The organism is Shewanella sp. GD04112 (genome assembly GCF_029835735.1).
GTDB lineage: Bacteria > Pseudomonadota > Gammaproteobacteria > Enterobacterales > Shewanellaceae > Shewanella.
Map to the genome: position 1 here is coordinate 92,544 of NZ_JAOEAL010000003.1, position 18,840 is coordinate 111,383.

Annotated in this window: 17 protein-coding genes and 2 pseudogenes; 18 read left to right on the forward strand and 1 reads right to left on the reverse strand. The window is 44.8% G+C overall.

What is annotated here, in order from left to right:
- The first annotated feature begins 146 nt into the window (after nt 1-146).
- From N7386_RS23180 to N7386_RS23195, 4 genes and pseudogenes are all read left to right on the forward strand, one after another.
- Nucleotides 147-947 (forward strand): TIGR02391 family protein, encoded by an 801-nt coding sequence (locus tag N7386_RS23180; protein ID WP_208191126.1) that lies wholly within the window; start codon nt 147-149, stop codon nt 945-947.
- A gap of 121 nt (nt 948-1,068) precedes the next feature.
- Nucleotides 1,069-1,359: pseudogene (locus N7386_RS23185) on the forward strand (transposase); the annotation flags it as partial.
- Nucleotides 1,360-1,711: 352 nt separating this feature from the next.
- Nucleotides 1,712-2,245 carry a zinc ribbon domain-containing protein gene (locus tag N7386_RS23190; RefSeq protein WP_101095837.1) on the forward strand — a complete coding sequence of 178 codons (534 nt, stop codon included), beginning with the start codon at nt 1,712-1,714 and terminating at the stop codon, nt 2,243-2,245.
- Nucleotides 2,246-2,325: 80 nt separating this feature from the next.
- A complete protein-coding gene (locus N7386_RS23195) occupies nt 2,326-2,925 on the forward strand; it encodes a hypothetical protein (protein ID WP_147289694.1) in 600 nt (199 codons plus the stop codon).
- 228 nt (nt 2,926-3,153) lie between these two features.
- On the opposite strand, the gene N7386_RS23200 is transcribed toward N7386_RS23195, so the two are convergent.
- Nucleotides 3,154-3,504 carry a DUF3147 family protein gene (locus N7386_RS23200; RefSeq protein ID WP_037426010.1) on the reverse strand — a complete coding sequence of 117 codons (351 nt, stop codon included), beginning with the start codon at nt 3,502-3,504 and terminating at the stop codon, nt 3,154-3,156.
- A gap of 89 nt (nt 3,505-3,593) precedes the next feature.
- Between N7386_RS23200 and N7386_RS23205 the strand changes: the two genes are divergently transcribed.
- The 14 genes and pseudogenes from N7386_RS23205 (at nt 3,594) to N7386_RS23270 (ending at nt 18,798) form a co-directional block, all read left to right on the forward strand.
- Nucleotides 3,594-3,971, forward strand: a complete 378-nt coding sequence (locus tag N7386_RS23205; RefSeq protein WP_011711700.1) for a BlaI/MecI/CopY family transcriptional regulator — start codon at nt 3,594-3,596, stop codon at nt 3,969-3,971.
- Nucleotides 3,972-3,979: 8 nt separating this feature from the next.
- A complete protein-coding gene (locus N7386_RS23210) occupies nt 3,980-4,960 on the forward strand; it encodes a M56 family metallopeptidase (protein WP_023266967.1) in 981 nt (326 codons plus the stop codon).
- Between the two features lie 13 nt (nt 4,961-4,973).
- Nucleotides 4,974-6,257, forward strand: coding sequence for a TolC family protein (locus tag N7386_RS23215; RefSeq protein WP_023266966.1), 1,284 nt, complete (start codon nt 4,974-4,976; stop codon nt 6,255-6,257).
- Nucleotides 6,258-6,265: 8 nt separating this feature from the next.
- Complete coding sequence (locus tag N7386_RS23220; RefSeq protein WP_023266965.1) at nt 6,266-7,510, forward strand: efflux RND transporter periplasmic adaptor subunit; 1,245 nt, start codon at nt 6,266-6,268, stop codon at nt 7,508-7,510.
- Between the two features lie 11 nt (nt 7,511-7,521).
- Nucleotides 7,522-10,665 (forward strand): CusA/CzcA family heavy metal efflux RND transporter, encoded by a 3,144-nt coding sequence (locus N7386_RS23225; protein ID WP_023266964.1) that lies wholly within the window; start codon nt 7,522-7,524, stop codon nt 10,663-10,665.
- Nucleotides 10,655-11,350, forward strand: coding sequence for a HupE/UreJ family protein (locus N7386_RS23230; protein ID WP_023266963.1), 696 nt, complete (start codon nt 10,655-10,657; stop codon nt 11,348-11,350). Before N7386_RS23225 ends, N7386_RS23230 begins: the two co-directional genes overlap by 11 nt.
- Nucleotides 11,351-11,369: 19 nt before the next feature.
- Nucleotides 11,370-11,900 (forward strand): hypothetical protein, encoded by a 531-nt coding sequence (locus N7386_RS23235; RefSeq protein ID WP_023266962.1) that lies wholly within the window; start codon nt 11,370-11,372, stop codon nt 11,898-11,900.
- Between the two features lie 21 nt (nt 11,901-11,921).
- Nucleotides 11,922-12,254, forward strand: a complete 333-nt coding sequence (locus tag N7386_RS23240; RefSeq protein WP_039978051.1) for a DUF6488 family protein — start codon at nt 11,922-11,924, stop codon at nt 12,252-12,254.
- A 216-nt stretch (nt 12,255-12,470) separates the two neighbouring features.
- Nucleotides 12,471-12,815: pseudogene (locus N7386_RS23245) on the forward strand (DUF4113 domain-containing protein); the annotation flags it as partial.
- 249 nt (nt 12,816-13,064) lie between these two features.
- Nucleotides 13,065-14,414 (forward strand): hypothetical protein, encoded by a 1,350-nt coding sequence (locus N7386_RS23250; RefSeq protein WP_195742685.1) that lies wholly within the window; start codon nt 13,065-13,067, stop codon nt 14,412-14,414.
- The gene (locus tag N7386_RS23255) at nt 14,414-16,006 is read left to right on the forward strand and encodes a conjugal transfer protein TraG N-terminal domain-containing protein (RefSeq protein ID WP_014611666.1); all 1,593 of its coding nucleotides are present in this window, start codon (nt 14,414-14,416) and stop codon (nt 16,004-16,006) included. Before N7386_RS23250 ends, N7386_RS23255 begins: the two co-directional genes overlap by 1 nt.
- Nucleotides 16,007-16,324: 318 nt before the next feature.
- On the forward strand, nt 16,325-16,504 hold the full coding sequence (locus N7386_RS23260) for a ribosome modulation factor (RefSeq protein WP_014611668.1): 180 nt from the start codon (nt 16,325-16,327) through the stop codon (nt 16,502-16,504).
- Nucleotides 16,505-17,003: 499 nt separating this feature from the next.
- The gene (locus N7386_RS23265) at nt 17,004-17,417 is read left to right on the forward strand and encodes a hypothetical protein (RefSeq protein WP_259476960.1); all 414 of its coding nucleotides are present in this window, start codon (nt 17,004-17,006) and stop codon (nt 17,415-17,417) included.
- A 70-nt stretch (nt 17,418-17,487) separates the two neighbouring features.
- Complete coding sequence (locus tag N7386_RS23270) at nt 17,488-18,798, forward strand: recombinase RecT (RefSeq protein ID WP_259476959.1); 1,311 nt, start codon at nt 17,488-17,490, stop codon at nt 18,796-18,798.
- The last annotated feature ends 42 nt before the right edge of the window (nt 18,799-18,840 follow it).

Below are 18,840 nucleotides of genomic sequence, written 5' to 3' on the forward strand. Positions count from 1 at the left end.
CAGGCCGATCAGTTCTGGCACGTTTATTGCCCCTAAATGCGCTAGCCCCCGAACTAGGACCACACTCTCGCGCTAGTTATTGACCTACTTTTCCTAATAGCAGATTATGAACCAAGTTGACCAATTGGAATTATACAGACAAAGTCATGGAACGAATTGAACCATTCAATGCACAAACTCTAGAGGCGGCTTGCCGAGTGCTTGCTGACACTGAAAGAGGCTTAACGGGTCCAGAGTTAGGATATTTAATTCAGGATTGCAACATCCATGATATCAGCCCAACGATGACCAAATGGAAGAGGTTATTTAACTCTTTAGTCGATGCTCAAAATACATATCAAGTTGGCAATCATCTAATTATGTTTATTAATCGTGCATTGAATCCTGTTAACTATGCTCGAGATAAGGAAAAATTTGAATGGCGTCGGTCTGAGCTGAACGTGGTTCTATCTTTCTCAGGTTTTCACGTCCGAGAGGATGGAAAAACTATCCGAATAGCCAAAGAGACGACCCTTAAAGGGGCAAGAGAGAAAGCTGGAGCGCTTAGAGTAAAGCTTGAAGATAGAGGTGCTCACGCAGAAGTGTTTAAGTATTGTCGTGCTGAATTACTCGATGAAAACTACTTTCATGCAGTTCTAGAAGCCATAAAAGGTATAGCGCAAAGAATTCGTGATATGTCCCTATTAACAACAGATGGTGCTGAACTCGTAAATTCAGCATTTTCTGTTAAAAATCCGGTACTAAAAATCAACTCATTAACTACAGAAACAGAAATAAGTGAACAGAAAGGCTTTAGCAATATGCTTGTCGGACTGTTTGGGGCAGTACGCAATCCGGTTGCTCATGCGCCTAAAAAATATTGGGTAATGAGCGAACAAGATGCTTTAGATATTTTGTCCACTGCTTCTTTCATACATAGGAAATTGGATATTGCTGTAAAAGCATAAATTCGTTTGGTGCTCATAGAATGCCCCAAAACTTGTTTCGCATGACTGAACCAGTTCTGCTTGGTACTGGATTTTAGACCTAATTTTCGTAATGCTAGTAAGTGTCTACGATTTCAGTGGCGATGAATTTATTCGCCGCTATTTACTGCATGTTTTACCGAAAGGATTTATGCGAGTGCGGCATTTTGGCTTTCTGGCCAACGCGTGCCGTCGTAAAAAACTCGCGCTCATCAAGCCACACTTGCATCAATCTCAGCCAGCCATCGCGAGTCCAGCGGTGAAGGAGCTCTATACGTGGCTCTGCCCAACATGTCAGCACGGTCATCTGCAATTCCAGGGGATAATAAAGCCTGCTGAGTTACTGATAAATACAGCTCAGTTTGCGTCGCCTCGCGCCGCAGGGTTGCCTTGAACTAGAGGATAACGTAAGCGGTAGTTAACGTGTGAGGGATGAGAGCGGATGGCGTGATGCCGATGCAGGGGAAGAGTCATGTTTGACACTTGAACTTACGGGCCAACACGCGCCATCGGCAACACTAAACACGGCCAAAACCGTTGCAGAGGAGGTTAAAGCACAAAATAATTCAAGCAATTAGTCCTCAATCGGTTAAAGAACCCCCTACCGTAAAAAAGCAAATTCCTATAGCATGATTAATACCAAATAGTACGGATGTGGCAGCGGCCAAGTCCAACAATCGATTGATGCCCAGCAAACAGCACAGGGCATCAATACTAAGACGTTATGTTCAAAAAGGAGAAATCGAGTGGCACTCGTAAAATGTAAAGAATGTGGAGAGCAGGTAAGCACAAAGGCGAAGTCATGTCCTAAGTGTGGAGCTAAGCCACCGAAGAAAACGTCTTTCCTTACATGGGCTGTATTAGCCTTTATCGTCATTACTGTTTATGGCGCATATCAGCAGGAGTCGAATATGACTCCTGAGCAAAAGGCTGCGAGAGCAGAGAAGCGAGAAGTCGAAAAAGCAGAAGAAGCGAAGAGAGATGCTGAGAAGAAAGCAGCTCAAGATGAAAAGTACAAAGAGTACGCTTGGATTGAAAAAGGAAAGGATGCTGTACTTGCCAGGCTCAAAGATCCAAAATCGGCAGAATTCAAGGACGTATATTTCTTTCGTGGTGCAGACAATGTTCCAATGACCTGCGGCCAAGTTAATTCTAAAAACTCATTTGGCGGCTTTGTTGGGTTTCAGCATTTCGTTTCGGGCGGTTCACCAGATATGACCTTCTTGCAAAATGAAGTCGATGATTTCGCATCAGTGTGGAACAAGTTCTGCACCAAATGAACAATTTGCTGCACCGGACAAACCTACGCTGCGCTTCGGTTTTCCGGTGAGCAAGGCGTTAGCCCAAAATGGAGAATCACATGATCAAAAATATTTTAATAGGAACGGTTATTGCGCTCGGAATGACCGGCTGTACTAGCATGGCTGACACTATGTCTAAAGCTGCTGGCCTTGGAGTTGTGTCGCAAGAAAAATCAACTTTTGATAACGCGACAATTATTTCTGTTTCCCCAACATTTCTTTATACAAAAGGCTCTTGGGGAAACAGCATTAAGCTTGGGGCACGTTGGTCTAGCAAATCACCGGAGTATGTTGCCTTAATTCTTGCATATGACTCCAGCATCACCAGTAGCAGCACGGCATACCTAAGCCTTACTGGCATAGACATTAACATCGACGGAGAAATATCTTCACACTCCACGGGAAGCCCAACAAACCTTGACAGCAGCGGCTACAACTCTGTGTCAAAAAACATTTACACATCCAGCCAAAATACCGTTGTCATTCCGTACACTCTTCTAGAGCGCATGGTTTCAGCAAAGGACTGCCGCCTCCGCATACAAACAGGCAAGGGCTATGAAGACTCAGAGTTTTCTATTGAGCGTATACCGGGCGGCCAAGGCACAGCAATTCTGTCAATAAAAGAGTTTATGGCCAAAGTTTCTGCGACAAGGGGCTAACAAAAGCAAGCAATGGGATTGTCAAACGCTACGCGTTTGCCAATCCCTGTTGCTGGCGTTATCGCCAGAGAAATTTTAATCCGAAACTCAAAAATTAGAGTTGGGGTTCTAACTCATTTATGCCCCAAAGCGATTTAGCCGCCTTCAAAAAGTCATAATAAATAATCGTTGATTGACCAAATTTTAGTAATCTGAAAGAGTGCCCCTCTCATTAAGAATACTGTGCTTTCAGATTAAATTTATCCCAAATAATTTTACGAGCAGTGCAAACAGCCCAAAGCAAAGTACGGTTATCACTACACCAATGAGTAAGGATGGCCAAAAATCAAAGCGCTGCAATAAAGAGGGAAAGATCAAAAACATAGGCAAAGTCGGTACAACATACCAAAATGTGTACCACGCGTGGTTTGCTATTTTCTCCATTGGCTGTTTTTCAACATAGAGCCAAATCATTGCCAAAATAGTGACTAATGGTAGCGCGACGATGAGCGCTCCTAGTTTATCGCTGCGCTTAGCAAGCTCAGAAGCGGCGACGACTATAGCAGCTGTGATCAGATACTTCGTAATTAACCAGCCCATAGTGTCCTCTCCTTGAATAGACAAAAACCGATTGCCTATCGGTTTTTGTTCTGTCATTATATCGTTCATTATGGAAAGAGAAAAGTGTTATGCAGTTAGGTGAACTAGAAAAACAGGTTTTGCAGCATCTGTGGACAGAATCTGAAGCTGATGCAAAGCAAGTACATGCTGTGCTTGGTGTCTCTAGAGGGAACTCTCTTAATACCATTCAGAGCACTTTAGAACGCTTATTTAAAAAAGGATTGCTGAGTCGAACCAAGCAAGGACATGCCTATTTTTACAGGGCAAAAGTCGACCGAGAAGCGTTGATCGCTACACTTATTACCAATATCACTAGCGACTTTGTCGAAGAAGGTGAGCATAGTCTCATTGCGGCATTTAGTTCCGCATCAGCTAATCTGAATGATGCCCAACTCGATATGCTAGAACATTTAATTGAAGAACAACGTAAACTTCGGAAAGGATAATTAGGGTTATGTTTGTTGGCGATTTAGCGATAGCACTAAATTTATTGAGTGTTGCAGTGCTGGCATTTGCTATCAGTGTTGCGTGCATCTCGATCGCCCTACGATTAACTTTGCCAAGATTCGAGCATCTTACTTTTAGGTTACGTAAAGTTATCCTATGGGCTTTGGTTACTGTACCTTGGTGGGTAGCCATAAGCTGTGCTGCCTTTTTCTGGCCAAGGCAGCAAGAGTTGTTTTCTACTGCTTGGTTAAATGAATTCGCTCATTGGCATCACGTCGACATCTTTAGCTTCAGCAGTTGGCATGCTTTTACCTTGTTGTCGGCCTTCGGTTATTTGATATGGTCGATGATCTCGACCATTTATGTACGTAAAAAGCAATCATCAACAATGGCATCTCTGATTGGATTATCAGAGTTCCAACCTCAGGTGACTATAACTCAGCAGCGCTATTATTCGTTAGCACAAGCAATTCCTGCGGCCTTCACCACAGGTCTAGTGTCCCCTAAGATTTACCTGACCACAGGATTGCAAGAAAAGGTTACAGAACAGCAACTCGATATTATTGTTCGACATGAAATGGCGCATGTCGTGGCTCGAGACCCTTTATTTAAAGTCATCTTTGCTGCATTTGCTGGTTTTTATCCGAAAGCGGCCAAACGCAATTTAATCGGACATTTTACCCTGTTGACTGAACAGCTTGCAGATCATGCTGTGACCACTGAGCATGACAATCTAGATGTCGCTCAAGCCTTGATAAATGTAGCTCGAATGCAGCGAAGCGTAACTCTTGGTTGTGATGGTTTACAGACAAGTTATTTCGGTAACGATCAAACCAGTGTTCGAGTACAGCGACTGATTCAACCTAGGTTAACGTCTTCCCGATTGGCGATCAGTTTAACGTTGTTATTCTTAGCCATCGTCCCACTTTTAACCGCTTCAACTGTCGATAGCCTTCACCACATTATCGAAACCTTCTTCACCCATTAATTAAGGATTGGGAATGAGAGACTTGCTTTTTAACGTCAGAACTAAAAAACCGATTAGCTATCGGTTTTCCGCCATTGTGCTAGGAATGTGTTTAGTATTCCCTGCCGTTGCGGTATCGAATGAAGCGCCACAAACACTCACCTTAGCCGATGCTGTGACTTTGACACTTCAGCAACACCCAGAATTACAGATTTTCAACTCGCAGCAGCGCGTGATGGAAGGGCGAATACAGCAGGCAAGTGTCGGTGAGCGGCCTGAAATAGGTTTGATGATTGAGGATGCCCTGGGTACTGGTGAACACAGTGCTCTGAAAAGTATGCAATCTACGCTCAGTTTTTCATGGTTACTGCAACAAGATTTGATTGATAGTCGTGTTAACACGGCTAAAACAGAGGCCACTCAATTAGAGATAGAAAAACAAATCAAAGCCTTGGATTTGTCTTCACAGGTGGCTAAACATTTTATTGATTTGTTAGTGAAGCAAGAACGCCTCAAGCTCAATCTGATAGCAGAAAAGCAGGCAAAAGAGGTTGTCAAAACCGTTGCTAAACGTGTGCAAGCGGGAAAGAGTTCTGCGGTTGAAACACAGTTGGCAAAGGCTGAGCTTATCCGTCGTGGCTTGGCCGTCGAAGATATCGAGCATGAACTCAAAGCCAGCCAATATCAATTGGCATCACAGTGGGGAAAGCCTAAGGCATCCTATCGTTTCAACGGCAATCTGCTTGATATGCCTGCTGTGCCATCAGTTGACAGTCAGCTTAACTTGTTAAAAAAGCATCCTCGTTTTCAACAGTTTGCGACTGCGCAACGCATTGCTCAATCGCAAATGGAGCTCGCACGAATAGAAGCTAAGCCGCAGTGGCAAGTGACCGCTGGCGTGAGGCGCTATGAGGCGAGTGATGATTTTGGCTTAGTCGCGGGTATTTCTATCCCTTGGGGTTCAAGTGACCGTAATGCGGGAACCATAGCCGCCTTACAAGCACAGCAAGATGTACTCGCCAATGAGCAAAACGCATTAATGCAGGCTCAGGATGCCCAGTTGTATGTGCTGTTACAGGAAATGGCACATTCTGCACATGTTATCGATACAGTGCGCAGTGACATAGTGCCAACCCTTGAAAAAGCTCTGTCTGAGGCAAGCAATGCCTTTGATAAAGGTCTGCTCAGCTACAACCAATACAATGACGTGTATCGGGAATTACTCAGTGCTCAATATCAGTTGCTGGATGCCTTTGAAAGTTTGCATTTACAACACATTGAAATTCAACGCCTAACAGGCACATCCATTTCTCAGTGAGATTACCTATGAAGAATAACAACACCTTTTCGTCATTGAGTTTGGCGATACTGCTCAGTCTGGGTATTAATGCCGTCGCTTCAACACCTTTAATGGCATCCTCAGCGCCCGTTGCCGAGCAAGCTGAACCCGAAAAAGGGCCGCATCGTGGACGTATGCTGCGTGAGGGCGATTTTGCACTAGAGCTCGCCATTTTTGAAACGGGCGTTCCCCCTGAGTTCCGTGTTTGGACGAGCTTTGAGGGGAAACCGCTCGATCCTAAGACCGTCGATTTGAGTGTGAAATTGACCCGTTTAGGCAATGTGGTGGATGACATTCGCTTTAATGCGCAGGGTGATTTTCTCCGTGGTGATATGGAGATCTATGAACCCCATTCGTTTATCGTCACCATTGAGGCGAAATACCAAGGTAAAACATACCGTTGGCAGTATGACAACTTTGAAGGCCGTACCACTATCGAGCAGGCTGTTGCCAGTGCGATGGAGATTCACACTGGTTTTGCAGGCCCTGCCACATTGCATCAAACCATCCCAGCCTATGGCACATTGGCGCTACCCGTCGGGACGCAACGTGCAATTGCGGCACGTTTTGACGGCGAAATTACCCAGTTACATGTTGGACTGGGTGACAGGGTGAAAAAGGGGCAAACCCTTTTGACTGTAGAAAGTAATGAGAGCTTAAAACCCTATCAAATTAAAGCGCCGTCCGATGGCGTGGTGTCAGCATTGTTCGCCAACAATGGAGAACAAACCCTAGGGCGTCAGTTGTTGACACTGACCGATAACAGTCACTATATCGCTAAGCTTGCTGTGTACCCCATTGATTATCAAAGTGTCATCTTAGGTGCACCTGTCACTATCAACGTCGAGGGTGTGGAGGAAACCTATCAAGGTTCCATTAGCTTTATTGAACCAGAGGTTCGTGACGATCAAGCCCGTATTGCGTGGGTCAAACTTGCCGATCCTAACAGGGTTTTGACTGCGGGCAGTTTTGTAAATGCCAGTATTGAAGTCGCAACCATTGAGGTGCCATTGGCGGTTAAAAGAGTCGGATTACAAGGGTTTCGTGATTTTACCGTCGTCTTTGCTAAGGTCGGAGAGCAGTACGAAGTCCGTATGCTGGAGCTTGGCCGTCAAGACGGTGAGTGGGTCGAAGTGCTTGGTGGCTTAAAGCCTGGTACTGAATACGTGACCGATAATAGCTACATCTTAAAAGCCGACATTGAAAAGTCTGGCGCATCACACGATCACTAGGAGTCCGAGTCATGTTGGAATCGATTTTACGCTTTTCGATAAAGCGCAAATTCCTCGTATTGGTGATGGTATTGGCCGTGGCCGGTTTAGGAATTTGGAACTTCACTAAATTACCCATCGACGCCGTACCGGATATCACCAATGTGCAGGTGATGATTAATACCGAAGCGCCGGGATACACGCCACTTGAAATCGAGCAGCGTGTGACCTTCCCTTTGGAAACCGCATTAGCAGGCTTGCCTGGGTTAACCTACACCCGCTCGGTATCGCGCTATGGCTTATCACAGGTGGTGGCCATTTTCAGTGATGAGACGGATGTCTATTTTGCCCGTCAGTTAGTCAATGAGCGTTTATCGGCGGCACGTTCCGAGCTGCCGCTTGGGCTTGAACCACAGCTTGGCCCTATTGCGACTGGCTTAGGTGAAATCTTTATGTTTACCGTGGATGCATTGCCAGATGCTACCCATGCCGATGGAACGCCTATCACGCCAATGGATTTACGCACGGTACATGATTGGACAATTAGGCCGCAGCTCATGCGTGTGCCAGGGGTGGTTGAAGTTAACCCTATCGGCGGCTTTGAGCGTGAGATTTTGGTCGCTTTCAAACCGGAAAAACTGCTCGCCTTTGGTTTAACCCAAGCCGATGTTGTCGATGCCATAGCCAAGAATAATCAGAACCAAGGCGCAGGTTTTATTGAGCAAAACGGTGCTCAGTGGTTACTGAGAATGCCAGGCCAAGCCGAAGACATTGTGGCCATTGGCAATATCCCACTCAAATCAACGCAAGGCAGTGCGCTGACCATTAAAGATGTGGCCGATATTGAAAATGGTCAGGGGCTACGCAACGGTGCTGCGACTCAAAATGGCCGCGAAGTGGTCATGAGTACCGTGTTTATGTTGATTGGTGAGAATAGCCGCACCGTTGCCCATGCTGTAGGTGAGAAACTCAAAGAAATCAACGCGACCCTGCCGGAAGGGATTGTCGCCACAGCGGTTTATGATCGCACTAAGTTAGTGGATAAAACCCTACAAACGGTGCAGACCAATCTATTAGAAGGCGCACTACTGGTCATTGTGGTGTTGTTTGTACTGCTTGGGAATTTTAGGGCTGCATTTTTAACTGCACTGGTGATCCCCTTTGCTATGTTAATGACGATTACCGGCATGGTACAAACCCGCGTTAGCGCGAACCTGATGAGTTTAGGCGCTCTGGACTTTGGTTTGTTAGTCGATGGCGCGATCATTATTGTTGAAAACTGCTTGAGACGGTTAAGTCAGGCAGGAGACGATCCTTTACCGTTAAAAGAACGTCTAGAGCTCGTGTTTGAAGCTACCCGAGAGGTCATTCGCCCCGCACTATTTGGTGTATTTATCATTACCGCCGTGTATTTGCCGATTTTTGCACTAGAAGGTGTAGAAGGCAAAATGTTCCACCCGATGGCGATTACGGTAGTGATTGCGTTGTTAAGTGCCATGTTGCTGTCGGTGACTTTTGTGCCAGCAACCATTGCCTTGCTGTTTAAGAAACCAGTGAAGGAGAAGCATAGCCCGCTTATCCGTGGTGCAGGCGCCTTGTATCGCCCTGCGTTAAACTGGGTAATTCAAGGTCGCTGGGTCGTGGTGATTGCTGCCACGTTGTTGGTCGCCGTTTTTGGTTACCAAGCGACGAAATTAGGCAGTGAATTTGCCCCTAATTTGGATGAGGGGGATATTGCAATGCATGCCCTACGTATTCCTGGCACCTCACTGAGTCAGGCGATTGCCCTGCAAGAAACTCTAGAAGATAAAATTAAGCAAATGCCTGAAGTTGAAAGGGTATTTGCCAAAATTGGTACTGCGGATGTGGCGACCGATGCAGTGCCTCCGAGTGTGGCTGATAACTTTATTATCCTAAAACCTCGTGAGCAGTGGCCAAATCCCAATAAATCGAAGGAGCAAATTGTAGAAGAGTTGGCGGCGATGGTGGAACCTATCCCTGGCAACCGCTATGAGTTCTTACAGCCTATTCAAATGCGCTTTAATGAGCTGCTTGCAGGGGTCCGGGCGGAGCTTGCAATTAAGGTGTTTGGTGATGATTTCGATACGCTCACTTCGCTTGGTGCACAAATCGAGGCAGCTATCGCTCAGGTCGATGGCATTGCCGATGTGCAAGTGGAGCAGACAACAGGTTTGCCTATGCTGAATATCATTCCGAAACGTCAACAGCTGATGCAACATGGCTTAAGTATGTCCGAGTTGCAGTCTCAAGTGGCAACCGCAATGGGCGGCACTGTGGCGAGTAAATTCTATGAAGGAGATATTCGCTCAGACATTGTTGTACGTCTGGGTGAATCACGTAGGCAAAATCTGGACGGCTTACGTTATTTACCGATTTCCTTACCCGACGGGCATAGCATCCCACTTCAGGAATTAGCGTCCTTGGAATTGGTTTCTGGTGCTAACCAGATTAACCGTGAAAATGGGAAACGTCGCATGGTGGTCACCGCCAACGTACGTGGACGGGATTTAGGTAGCTTTGTCGCTGATATTCAAAACGTTATCGGGGAAAGAGTGGATATTCCCGCAGGTTACTGGGTGGAGTACGGAGGCACCTATCAAAAATTACAATCGGCATCGCAACGCTTGAGTATTGTTGTGCCTGTGACCCTGTTGATGATTGTCGGTTTATTGATCCTCGCCCTTAGCTCCTTCAAGGATGCGATGATTATCTTTACTGGCGTCCCCTTAGCCCTGACGGGCGGAATTGCCGCATTATTGTTACGGGACATTCCCTTTTCTATCTCAGCCGCAGTGGGCTTTATCGCCCTCTCTGGTATCGCGATTTTAAATGGTCTTGTCATGGTGTCATTTATTCGCGAATTACGTAAAGAAGGTATGGGACTCGATAGGGCAATTTTTGAGGGGGCACTAACAAGGCTTCGTCCAGTGTTAACCACGGCTTTAGTGGCATCACTCGGGTTTATTCCAATGGCACTCAATACCGGTATCGGTTCAGAAGTCCAACGTCCGCTGGCAACGGTTGTGATTGGGGGAATTATTTCATCAACCCTGTTAACGCTGTTTGTTATTCCAGCGTTATATCGCATTTTACATAAAGAAAAGGAGTCGATTTTGACTGAAGTAGAAGTAATGGAGATTGCGGATGCCAAATAAGCTATTAAACATCAGCTTGTTGCTGATGGTTGGATTATTAGGTTTGGTGAGTATTGATGTCATGGCCCATGGGGTGGACGACAATACTCGCGCCTTTTTAGAACAAAACCAAGGCGTGCAATTTATCCCCTTTTTGTACATTGGGGCGAAGCACATGATCACGGGCTACGACCACTTATTGTTTCTCGTGGGTGTGATCTTCTTTTTGTACCGCAGCAAAGATGTGCTGTTGTATGTGACCATGTTTACCCTAGGTCACAGCACCACATTATTGCTTGGTGTAATGACCGATTTGCAAGTTAACGCCTATCTTATCGATGCGATTATTGGCTTATCAGTGATCTATAAAGGTTTTGATAACTTGGGGGGATTTAAGCGCTGCTTTAATTGGCAACCCAATACCAAAATAGCAGTGTTGGTCTTTGGTTTGTTCCATGGCTTTGGACTGGCAACCAAATTACAGGAGTTTCAGTTGTCACAGGAAGGCCTATTTACCAATTTATTAGCATTCAATATTGGGGTGGAGATCGGACAATTTGCTGCGCTGGCCATCATCTTGATTGTGATAAATGCCTGGCGTCATTTCCCTTCATTTCAACGATTTTCAACGCTGACTAACACCGCTCTGATGAGTGTAGGGGTGATGCTGATGGGTTATCAGCTCACAGGCTATTTCGTCAACTAAACGATTATAAGAGAAGATTATGCAACACACTGTAAGTACAAAAACCTTGGTCAAAGCGAGCGTATCGGCAACGGTAGTGGCGGCCATTGCGCTGGTCACTTTTATTCTGCCAGCCGAGTACAACATCGATCCTACAGGCGTAGGTCAAAAACTGGGATTAACCTCAATTGCACAGGCCGCTGAAGCGGATGGTGCTGTTGCGGTGACGGGAGCCCAAGCAAGTAATACGGAGTTTCAAACCATTGAAGTGGTGGTTCCGGCGGGTCGCGGTGTCGAATATAAATTTGCCATGCCACAGTATGCCAAAATGACCTACGAATGGATGACCGATGGCGATGCTTTGTATTTTGACCTACATGGTGAACCTGAGGGAGATACCACTGGCTATTTTGAGAGTTACACCATAGCGACATCAAACGAAATGAAAGGGAGCTTTACTGCACCTTTCGCGGGGTCGCATGGTTGGTATTGGAAAAACAAGACAGATAAGCCTATTGCCGTTCAGTTACAGGTAAAAGGACAATATGAAGTCATTGGTTTAAAACAATAATTGGCAAAATTGGAGAAAACGATGAAACAATTATTATCAGTATTCACCCTATGCACAGCGTTAATGAGTGGCAATGTATTGGCCCATGCGGATCACGGAGTGATCAGCGGTCAAGGTGCCTTAAAGGTGGCAGCTAAATCGCTTAATCAAATGACATTTAAAGACTTTGGTTTTGAGGTGGGTAAATTAGAGGGAACATGGAAAGACTTGCCTGAGGCACAATTATCAATCGTCAGCTTTGAAGGCAATTACTACGTGGTCAGTGCCGTTAACCCAACGACTCAAAAACAAGTTTTTCTCAAAATAGCCAGTAACGGCGAGCTTTTAGAAGTCAAAGACACGAACAAGTTCTAGTCGCCAAGATTGCACTGTCTATGTTATGGGCAACAGACAGTGCAATAACCCTGCAAGCGGTTTACTTTTATTAAATCAAATATCGTTCTTAGCAATACATTTTGTAATCTGAAACCAATTAATCTGAGTTAACAGTCTAACTCACTTTTGTCCAAAAGTGAGTTTGAAAATGATCAAACTTAATTATGAGAAACTGAAATTCGTCCTCAGATAAATTATCAAACTTTATTATGGTCGTACACCACCAATTCCACCATCGAAATGACGCAAGCGATGACGGAAGAAGCTCGAAAGTTATTTAGGCATGGAATAAGGTATTACCGTGTTGGGGTCGGCCTGCTAGACCTCAGAAGCGATAAACATCAGCAATTTGATCTGTTCAATCAATCGGACGCAAATCCGGCACTCATGGCGACACTGGACGGTATAAATACTCGGTATGGGCGAGACACCTTGTTTTTGGCCGCTCAAGGCATTGAACAGAAATGGGATATGCGCCGGGAGTTTTTAACCCCGGAATACACGACAAAATGGAATAACCTTCCAATGATTCGGTGCTAACTGGTAATCGTGATTCAGCATCGAATGGATTTCGTTGACCTAATTTTAGTAATGCTAGAAAGTGTCTATGAAATCAGTGGCGATTCATTAGAACATAATTGTCAGCCTACAACATAAATTCCACGCCTTTTTTGCTTACTCTGCCTGCCCTTGGTCAAATGTCGCATCCTTTGACCAATCGGTAGATCTATGAACCTCCACAAAAAGCTAATTGCCACAACGATAGCCACTGTATTCAGTGTGTCATGTGTGGGCGCGACCGCAGCCGACAACATAACAATCTATTTGCAGAATGCAAATGGGATTAAAGACAGGCGTCAGCTAGAAAGCATCGAAAACCTTATCATAATTGCCGACGAGCGCCAGCAGCCGACATTTAACACAAGCAATCTAAAGATAAAATCAAAGTTCTTTAGCTTAATGAAAGGTAAGGCATCGACATTTGGCCAGTGCGGTTCATTTGATCCGAGCGCATCTATAGGTGACGCATTTAGCAACGGTCGCTTAAATGCTCTACTGGATACGGTCGCCACAAATGCTGTTGGGGCTCTACAGGGGCTTGGCGGGGCTTTAATTAAGCAATCAGATCCGGGTTTATATGAGTTTTTAGAAAACGGCATCAATATCGGCTTTGATGATTACCTGTCAGCGATGAATAGCTGCGAAAAAATGCAAGATGTTCTGGTTGATAACGTACCTGACGCGCTCATGGTGAAAACCAGTGCAGCGGAAACGCTTAGCAAGTACACAAAGGACAGTAACAAAGTAAACATCGTGAATCTTGTTAGATCCGGTTCTGCACCCAAAGGTGAGGAAGGTGTTACAGGGGTAGACGGTACTAAATATGGGGGGTCAGGTGGCCAAAAACCCTTAGAGGTTGTTTCGCAAACGGTATTGGCCGGATGGTGTAGTATCACCGAGAAGTCTACTGGCGACTGCTCAAATTTAGATGGAAGCTCTGGCACGTCGATTAGTTCATCAAACGACAAATCTAACGTAGAAAAATTGTTTCCTGACTCAGACTCTGCAAAGACATTTGCTAATTCTGTTGTTGGAGAGGTGGAATTGAGGTCTTGTGAGGACTGCGAAGCTATCAAAGCTATTCCATCCCAAAGTATTAGCCAAGTTGTGACCTCAGAAGCAGCAGCGATTGAAGCATCAATTAAAAATCTATTAACGCAAGACATTGATGGATTATCTAACTCAGAACTGGCCGAGATAAGTGCTGATAGCTACAAAATAACGAGATCGAATTTGCAAGTTTTGCAGCTCGAAGCGGAAGGGGTGCAATCTGTGTTTGTTGAGCGGCTTGCTTATGACGTTGCGACGGCAAGGACAATTGATAAGGTCATTGCTTTGCGCCAAACGCTCATTACGGGTAGAGCTAACGCTAACTTGATTGGCAATCCAATTGCTCGAGACGAAATTGATAATAAGCTGGCTGAATTGGACACCCAATTAACTCGTTTTGAGCAGGAAGTAAGGTTAAGAAACTCATTCGATTCTCAGACTCGCCTAGTTCTTGAGTCTCGCAAAGACATTAATAGATCAGGCCGCGACGTTTCAAATCTTGATAGTGATTTGCGGAGAAGCAAGTAATGATCGTTAACGAACTTGCAGAAATTGTTTTAATCCCTTTTAGCTCTATGATTGCAGAAGGCATTTGGGAAGTCATAGAAGAAACCAAACTCTATCTAATTCCCTTTATCTTAATTGCTTGGGCTTCTGCGAATGAGGCACGTAGCGCAGGTGACGAGGCAGGCGCACCAGCTATACAAGTGTTTCGTAAGATTGAAGCTCGTTACATTGCAATGTTCATTGTGATGATTTTTGCAGGAAAACCAGTTTCCTTTCAGCAATCCACAAATGATATTGGCTACAAGACCTTTTCCTGTACCAAGGATGGGATTGGCATAACAACTTTGTCAGAAAGTAGCGTTAAGGAGATCGCCAATTCCACAGTAGGTGTTTTTAGAACGACTTTATGGAGCGGGTTGGTAAATATCTTCTCTACGGGCGTAACAAACGCATCCATTGCCTCGATTCCATGTAAGACAGGGAGTTACCGCAAGGCGCTGTCTAACGTGGCTGTGGCTGAATCAGAGAGCGCGGCAGTAACAGACCTAATCAAGATTTATGACGAGTCATGCTACAAGAAAGCTGTAGATCGACTATCGAAGTTTACTCTACTAAACCCTAACACAAGAGACAAATATACAGACCTGAGTTTCAATGGTTTTGCCGTACAGCAAATGTTCCCGGGAATTAGTGCATCTGGAATGAACTCCGCTCTAACTATGGAAGTGACTAAGGACATTTACCCCATTACCAGCTCCGATACTGGCACTGGGTTTGTTACTACTAAGTATGTGAAGGAATGTAGCGTTGTAGGTGAACACATTGAGAAGCAACTTAGACATGACGTTCAGAGCGGTGCCAGTGCAGCGTCATTTTTGCGTATTTCCAGTTCAGATAACTTGACTGAGGCTGAGCTGACCAAATACACAAATATCATTTATGACAATACCGTGAGAAATTCGGCAAGCTGGTGGAGCAATATGTTTTCTAGCTCTGGCAACGATACTATCGCGGCAGAAGTGGCTAGCAAGGAGGCCGATGAAGGCTATCTTGCACCGTTGCTATCATCACTCCGTAATGTTGTTGGCGGCGCGGCAATGACCCTCGGCGCGGCTTTTGAGTCGGTCAAAATTATTCAATACCAGCAGGCATTACCAATCATCGTAGCGGCAATTAAAACCGCTTTGATAGCTGCAATCCCGATAATGCTTTTACTGTCCGGCTTTAATGGCCGTGTTTTACTTACGATCACAATTGGTTACTTCGCTTTAGAGTATTCCAAATTTTTCTTAGAACTGGGGATTACTTTAGATGAAACAGTAACCGCATTAATCCTTGGTATGGGGGATTTGAACAACATAAACAACCCGACAGAAGTGATCCAGGCGTCGGGCTTGCTTTTGTATTTGTCGTTCGCAATCCAATACTCGCTAGTCGGCGCTTGGGTTGTGTTTGTAGGCTGGCTCGGCGTGAAAATGCATGGAGTATTCCAGACCGCAGACGGCGCGGCAAATACAGGGGCGCAAATGAGTGACGCAGTGATTAAAGCGGCAGTTTCGGGCGGCAAGTCTTTAGCGGGCAAATTTAAAAGCGGTGATAAGGACGGCGGTTGATAGCCGCTCTGTATTAGCATGGCAAAGCGGAATCCTCTGGTTCCGCTGTTTTACAGACCTTAATTAACGGATGCAGGAATGATCATAACACGCCCAATTAATGGGGAATCTGATTGCTTAAAGCAAATAGAAGTCAATAGCCCACTCGTTGTAACTGATCTTGACCATAACGAATTACTCAAACTTGAATCTCCTGCTGACGGCTGGACGCACGAGTCACTTGAATCAATAAGTGACATGCTTCATTCGTTCAACACTGGGTGGAACGCTTATTTGGGAACTACTTGGGTCGGTAGCTCTGAGGTTTGAGGATCGTTCATGCGAACAGAACTTTTAAATGCAGAGTTAAAAGGCAGAAAAGCAGGGTTAATCGGCAAATCAATTCATGCAAACCCTTACACGGAATTTGAGTTAAAAGAAATGTGGCTTAAGGGGTGGGAGGATGGGGCAAGGCTTCGAGAACCTTACATTTCTGATGTAGATCCAAGATACAATTGAAATTTGTTGAAAGAGTTTGCTAAATCGAATAAATTGAATTGGCAAGCTAACCTTGCATACCAAACAGCCTAATACGGCTAATCTACCCCTCGTAAAACCCCTTGGTTGAATCTAGCGCCTTTACTGGCCTTTTACGCTATCCAACGTCTAAAAAAGCTGTGCGCTTTGCTTTCAGAGCTTAGAGCTTTCTTCAAACGCCACCGACGATGTAAGGCTTCGTCACTACCATTTCTGTATGTCCACTCCATCTGCAAGTCCACTTTTCCAAGGGAATCAATATGAGCAATCCGCTTGATATTTTTGTCTTTAACCTATTCAGCACGTTAGCAACCTACTTAATGTTTGGTCTGTTCACTGTTGGCGCATCTTTAATCATTTTTAAGGTTGCGTATTTTAATATTGTTTTGAGCGCCTATAAGTCGTTTCTCAGCAGTACAAATAATTAGAAATCCGCTCCACTCAATCTAAACCAATCCAATCCAACTCAAGGACTTTTATTATGTCTCAAGTAGCTACTCTGATCGTTTTGCTTATCGTTTTCCTTTCTGCAAAAAAATGCTTAGAAGGTTTTGCTTATTTCATGGGTTTTTTAGTCGGGCGTTCACGTCGTGTTACTAAAACCTCATTGAAATTAGCCAGAAGAAGAACTCGTAAAGTAACTGCACCAATCCAAGCCGTTGCATCTGAACCTAAAGCTAAAGCACAAGCGGTAACTCGCAAGGCTAAAGCTGTATTTGATGATGCATTGTTTGATATTCCAGCCTGCATTCGCAGAGGGGTGTTAAGCGCGGCTGACGTTGATGCTATCCAACGTGGTAACTGGGTAAAACCTGCTACTACAACAGCTAAAGGTAAGAAATCATTACCTAAAGCAATTAAGGTAGAAAGCGGCAACTTCTGCGCCTCTATCTAATTAAACCAACCAATCTACCCAAACCAATTAATCCCGCCTTCGAGCGGGATTTTTATTAAGGAATACCAAAATGACTACATCAATCGACAACTACTCAAAAATTTCTGGTCTTTTAGAGCCTTTAGCTCAAGAGGTCGGGATGGACGTTCAAACGTACCATGAGTGCGTTTACAACATGATCTTTGGTTCGATGTTAAACAAAGGTGAGCTGGTAACAGCAAGCCATGTTTATCAGCTGGCGGCTCTTTGCCGTAAGTATGGAGTAAACCCGTTTTTAAATCAGGTTTACGCTGTGGCCAAAGGCGGGGTAATTCGCTTTAGCTTAACCGTTGATGGTTGGCTACAGGTGTTGCTATCACATAGCGAATATGAATCCCACGAGTACGTTTATGCCGATAAAACGGTAAAAACACCTATTGATGGGCATCAAACTCCTGAGTGGGTGCAAATGGTGATCAACTTTAAAGATGGTCGTAAATTTGCCGGACTACGTGAGTATTACATGGAAAACCGCAACAACATGGATTCGTGGCAAAAATTGCCTACTCGCATGACCTCGATTAGAGCGACATGCCAGGCAGTTCGATTTGGCCTATCTATTGCGGGTTTCTATGATGATGAACCAGAAAACAACGGTACTAAATCATCTGCAGCGGCATTAGCAGCTGCGGCACCAGCAGCAATTGTGGTAGAGGATTCAGCCTTGGTCGTAGAGGATGCAGCCCCTGTGGTTGTTGATTCTGAGCCTGTAGTTGAGGAATTAGCCCCTATAACTGTTGATGAAGCTGTTACCGATGTAAAACCTGTTCCCGTTACGTCTGATTACACTCAAGAGTGGAATCAATACATAGCAGAACAGACCGCTATTCATGGTGAGCTCGCTACTTTGGCTGCTACTGCTTTTGAAAATTTCTTAAGCACTAAGCAGTCCCAAATTAGTTGCTTCAACGAAAAGCAGTGGGCTATGGCTCAACGCTTTGTTCAAGAGACTATTCAGTCAACTAAGGCTGCGCTTGAAGCTGAGGTTGTTGAGGAAATCATTGAAGCAGAGGTTATCGACGTAATAGTTGAGCCTATTGTTGAACATGATGATTCAGTCATTGAAGTTGTTGATACTGTGTCTGTTGAGATTGAGCCCCAAAGCTCTGTCGTAGACGTAGACGCCATGAGTGATGAAGCTACCAATGATGAATTTGACTTCACCGTCATTAGCAATGGTACTCGTCAAGCAATCCAAAAGGCGTCAAACTTAGCTATTAGACAAGGCAATGTCATGGGACTTACAAAGCTACGGGCTTTTTTCCAAAATGATGTTGAAATTGCATATCTGAATAAGATAATAGCTGAAACAGCACGCAAAATAGGAACTAACCAAAAGTGATGATCATAATCCCCGCCATATTCAATATGGCTTTCAAGGCTG

What these genes read in the sequence shown, in the direction of transcription:
- N7386_RS23255 (WP_014611666.1), top strand. Translation starts at nt 14,414, where the DNA reads ATGATCGTTAACGAACTTGCAGAAATTGTTTTAATCCCTTTTAGCTCT.
- N7386_RS23260 (WP_014611668.1), top strand. Translation starts at nt 16,325, where the DNA reads ATGCGAACAGAACTTTTAAATGCAGAGTTAAAAGGCAGAAAAGCAGGG.
- N7386_RS23240 (WP_039978051.1), top strand. Translation starts at nt 11,922, where the DNA reads ATGAAACAATTATTATCAGTATTCACCCTATGCACAGCGTTAATGAGT.
- N7386_RS23210 (WP_023266967.1), top strand. Translation starts at nt 3,980, where the DNA reads ATGTTTGTTGGCGATTTAGCGATAGCACTAAATTTATTGAGTGTTGCA.
- N7386_RS23270 (WP_259476959.1), top strand. Translation starts at nt 17,488, where the DNA reads ATGACTACATCAATCGACAACTACTCAAAAATTTCTGGTCTTTTAGAG.
- N7386_RS23200 (WP_037426010.1), bottom strand. Translation starts at nt 3,504, where the DNA reads ATGGGCTGGTTAATTACGAAGTATCTGATCACAGCTGCTATAGTCGTC.
- N7386_RS23225 (WP_023266964.1), top strand. Translation starts at nt 7,522, where the DNA reads ATGTTGGAATCGATTTTACGCTTTTCGATAAAGCGCAAATTCCTCGTA.
- N7386_RS23220 (WP_023266965.1), top strand. Translation starts at nt 6,266, where the DNA reads ATGAAGAATAACAACACCTTTTCGTCATTGAGTTTGGCGATACTGCTC.
- N7386_RS23205 (WP_011711700.1), top strand. Translation starts at nt 3,594, where the DNA reads ATGCAGTTAGGTGAACTAGAAAAACAGGTTTTGCAGCATCTGTGGACA.
- N7386_RS23195 (WP_147289694.1), top strand. Translation starts at nt 2,326, where the DNA reads ATGATCAAAAATATTTTAATAGGAACGGTTATTGCGCTCGGAATGACC.
- N7386_RS23230 (WP_023266963.1), top strand. Translation starts at nt 10,655, where the DNA reads ATGCCAAATAAGCTATTAAACATCAGCTTGTTGCTGATGGTTGGATTA.
- N7386_RS23180 (WP_208191126.1), top strand. Translation starts at nt 147, where the DNA reads ATGGAACGAATTGAACCATTCAATGCACAAACTCTAGAGGCGGCTTGC.
- N7386_RS23265 (WP_259476960.1), top strand. Translation starts at nt 17,004, where the DNA reads ATGTCTCAAGTAGCTACTCTGATCGTTTTGCTTATCGTTTTCCTTTCT.
- N7386_RS23215 (WP_023266966.1), top strand. Translation starts at nt 4,974, where the DNA reads ATGAGAGACTTGCTTTTTAACGTCAGAACTAAAAAACCGATTAGCTAT.
- N7386_RS23235 (WP_023266962.1), top strand. Translation starts at nt 11,370, where the DNA reads ATGCAACACACTGTAAGTACAAAAACCTTGGTCAAAGCGAGCGTATCG.